Source organism: Kitasatospora sp. MY 5-36 (assembly GCF_001182915.1).
GTDB lineage: Bacteria > Actinomycetota > Actinomycetes > Streptomycetales > Streptomycetaceae > Kitasatospora.
Genome location: NZ_LFVW01000961.1, coordinates 1 through 2,913 on the forward strand (window position 1 = coordinate 1; position 2,913 = coordinate 2,913).

Here is a 2,913-nt window from a genome sequence, read left to right on the forward strand (position 1 = left end):
GGGGGGGGGGGGGGGGGGGGGGGGGGGGGGGTTCCGGCCCGGGGCGGGGGTGCGGGGGGGGAGGGCGTCCCGCTGGTCGATCTGGCGGCGGCGCACGCCGAGGTGGCGCAGGAGGTGCGGGCCGGCTTCGACCGGGTGCTCGCCTCCGGAGCCTTCGTCAAGGGCCCCGAAGTGGCCGCCTTCGAGCGGGAGTACGCGGCCTTCGTCGGCGTCCGGCACTGCGTGGGCGCCGCCAACGGCACCGACGCGCTCGAACTGGCCCTGCGCGCCCTGGACCTGCCGCCCGGCGGCGGGGTGGTGCTGCCCGCCAACACCTTCGTTGCCACCGCCGAGGCGGTGCTGCGGGCCGGGCTGCGCCCGGTGCTCGTCGACGTCGACCCGGAGTACCTGCTGATGGACCCGGAACGGGCCGCCGCGCTGCCCGGCGCGGTCGCGCTGCTGCCCGTCCACCTCTTCGGCCAACTCGCCCCGATGGGCCCGCTGCTGGCGGCGGCCGACGGCCGTCCGGTGGTGGAGGACGCGGCGCAGTCCCAGGGCGCCCGGCAGCACGGGCGCACCTGGTACGGGCGGATCGCGGCCACCAGCTTCTACCCGGGCAAGAACCTCGGCGCCTACGGTGACGCCGGGGCGGTGCTCACCGACGACGACGCCCTGGCCGACGCCGTCCGGCTGACCGGCGACCACGGCGCCCGCGACCGGTACCGGCACGAACGGTTCGGCTGCAACTCCCGGCTGGACGCGCTGCAGGCCGTCGTGCTGCGCGCCAAACTGCGCCGGCTGCCCGCCTGGAACGCCGCCCGCCGGGCCGCCGCCGCCCGCTACGACGCGCTGCTGGGCGGGCTGGACGGACTCGCCCTGCCCCGTACCGCGCCCGGCAACGAGCACGTCCGGCACCTGTACCCGGTGCGGATCGGTCCCGGTCGGGACCGCGACGCGGTGCTGGCCGCGCTGCACGCCGCCGGGATCGGCGCCGGGGTGCACTACCCGGTGCCGGTCCACCTGCAACCCGCGTTCCGTCACCTCGGCCACCGCGAGGGGACGTTCCCGGTCGCCGAGCGGGCCGCCCGCGAACTGCTCAGCCTGCCGCTGCACCCGCACCTCACCGAGGCCCGGCAGCTGCGGGTGGCCGAGGCGCTGGCGCGGGCGCTGGGCGGGCGGCTGTGACGGCGGGGGCACTGCCTGCGCTCCGGGCTCTCCGGGGCAGGGGCCCGTCGTCCGCCTGGCTGACCGGGGGTTGAGGGCAGGCCCTAGGCTGGTGCCCAGCAAGCACCGTATTTTGCAGCAGCCAGTGGGGGCTCCCAGATGACGACAGGTCGGCCCGGCGTCGCCGCCGCACCGAACGCGGCGTACGCAGGTCAGGTGGTGCAGTTCCCGGACCCGGTCCGCGCGGAGCGGCACCCCGCCGGGGTCAGGGTGGACGAGTACGGCTTCCCGGACTTCGGTCCGTACGCCGCCGCCGCGGCCGAGGTGGCCGACCCGCCGGCGGGCTTCGGCGTGGACGAACTGCGGTTGACCGACTACGTCTCGGCCAACGCCGCGCTCTACACCCAGGGCCACCCGCTCTGGGCCGACCTCCCGACCGCCGTCGCCACCCCGCCCGGCTGGACCTGGCACCACGCGGTCGGCCGGGCCGCGCCCGGCTGGCGGCGGATGGAGCTCGTCCCGGTCGAGGTCAAGGCGCTGCTGCGGCACCACGGCGGCCTGGCCACCTCCGCCGCCGACCACACCCGCCGCGGCACCCGCCCGCTGCAGGAGCGCAGGCCGGTGCACTTCTCGCTGGCCGGGGACGGCGGCGACCCGATCGGCGTCCCCGAGGACCTGGTGCAGCGCGCCGAGGAGCGCCTCGGCTACCGGCTGCCCGACGCCTACCGCACCTTCCTCAAGCTGGGCGGCGGCCGCGCCCCGGTCGGCGTGGCGCTGGACACCGAGCTCGGACTGCTGCTCGACCAGCCGTTCCTGACGCTCACCGAGGAGTACGGCACCGACGACGTCGTGTACGCCAACAAGTGCCTGCGCGACCACCTCACCAAGGACTACCTGGGCATCGCCTACGCGCAGGGCGGCCTGGTCGCGCTCAAGGTGCGCGGCGAGCGGACCGGCTCGGTCTGGTTCCACCTGTACGACGACGCCCGCGACGCCGGCGGCCCGGAGGCGCCGGAGGACCGCTGCGCCCGGCTGCTGCTGCCCTGCGGCGAGGACTTCGACGCCTTCCTGCTCCGGCTGGCCGGCAGCCCGCCGGAGCTGGAGACGGTCGCGGAGCTGATGGTGGACGGCGGGTTCGCCCGGGCCGTCCCGGTCGGCTGAGGCGCGTGGGCGCGGTGCTCGTGGTGCTCGCGGTGGTGTCGGTGGTCGCGGTGGTGTCGGTGGCCGAGGTGGTCGCGGTGGAACGGGGGACGAAGAGGATGCGGACAGGGGTGAACCGGGCGTGGTGACGTACGCGCAGGCGCAGGAGCTCGCCGAGGAGTGGATCAACGGCGGGGTGCCGCGCTCGCAGCAGCGCGAGGTGCGGGTCCGGGAGTTCGACCTGGGCTTCGTCTGCTGGGCGGTGGCGCCCACAGGCCCGGCCGACGGCTCGGGCGGTGCGGGCGGCGGCTCGGGGGAGGCGCGGCTGGTGATCGCCCGGGACTCCGGCGCCAGCACGCTCTGGCCCGCGCTGCCCGTCAACGAGGTGGTCCGGCAGTACGAGGAGGTCTACGGGCGGCCGGTGGCGGCCAACCCGGCGGGGGCGGCGAAGCCCGCGCCCGGGCCGGTGGAGGCGACCTCCTTCCTGCTCAGCCCGCCGCAGTGGCTCCAGGAGGCGGGGGCCGCGGCGATCGCGGCGGAGGCGGAGCGGCTCGGGACGGCTCCGGCCGCTGTTGCCGCCGCTGCCGCGCCCGCGTCCGTTCCGGCTGTCGCGCCCGTCGAGGAGCCGCC

The 2,913-nt window shown here is 77.1% G+C and carries 3 protein-coding genes and 1 pseudogene; all 4 read left to right on the forward strand.

Translation table 11 applies throughout. The features are described from left to right. Window positions 1–102 precede the first annotated feature (102 nt). The gene (locus tag AE652_RS38825) at window positions 103–1,164 is read left to right on the forward strand and encodes a DegT/DnrJ/EryC1/StrS aminotransferase family protein (RefSeq protein ID WP_234348700.1); all 1,062 of its coding nucleotides are present in this window, start codon (window positions 103–105) and stop codon (window positions 1,162–1,164) included. A gap of 138 nt (window positions 1,165–1,302) precedes the next feature. Continuing rightward, a complete protein-coding gene (locus AE652_RS38830) occupies window positions 1,303–2,304 on the forward strand; it encodes an SMI1/KNR4 family protein (RefSeq protein ID WP_049660184.1) in 1,002 nt (333 codons plus the stop codon). A 5-nt stretch (window positions 2,305–2,309) separates the two neighbouring features. Next, a complete protein-coding gene (locus AE652_RS49130; protein ID WP_255357480.1) occupies window positions 2,310–2,432 on the forward strand; it encodes a hypothetical protein in 123 nt (40 codons plus the stop codon). Further along, window positions 2,426–2,913: pseudogene (locus tag AE652_RS45785) on the forward strand (hypothetical protein); the annotation flags it as partial. The gene AE652_RS49130 and the pseudogene AE652_RS45785, both read left to right, overlap by 7 nt.

Bases quoted from the DNA above. Each gene is read 5' to 3' on its own strand.
- AE652_RS38830 (WP_049660184.1), top strand. From the start codon at position 1,303: ATGACGACAGGTCGGCCCGGCGTCGCCGCCGCACCGAACGCGGCGTAC.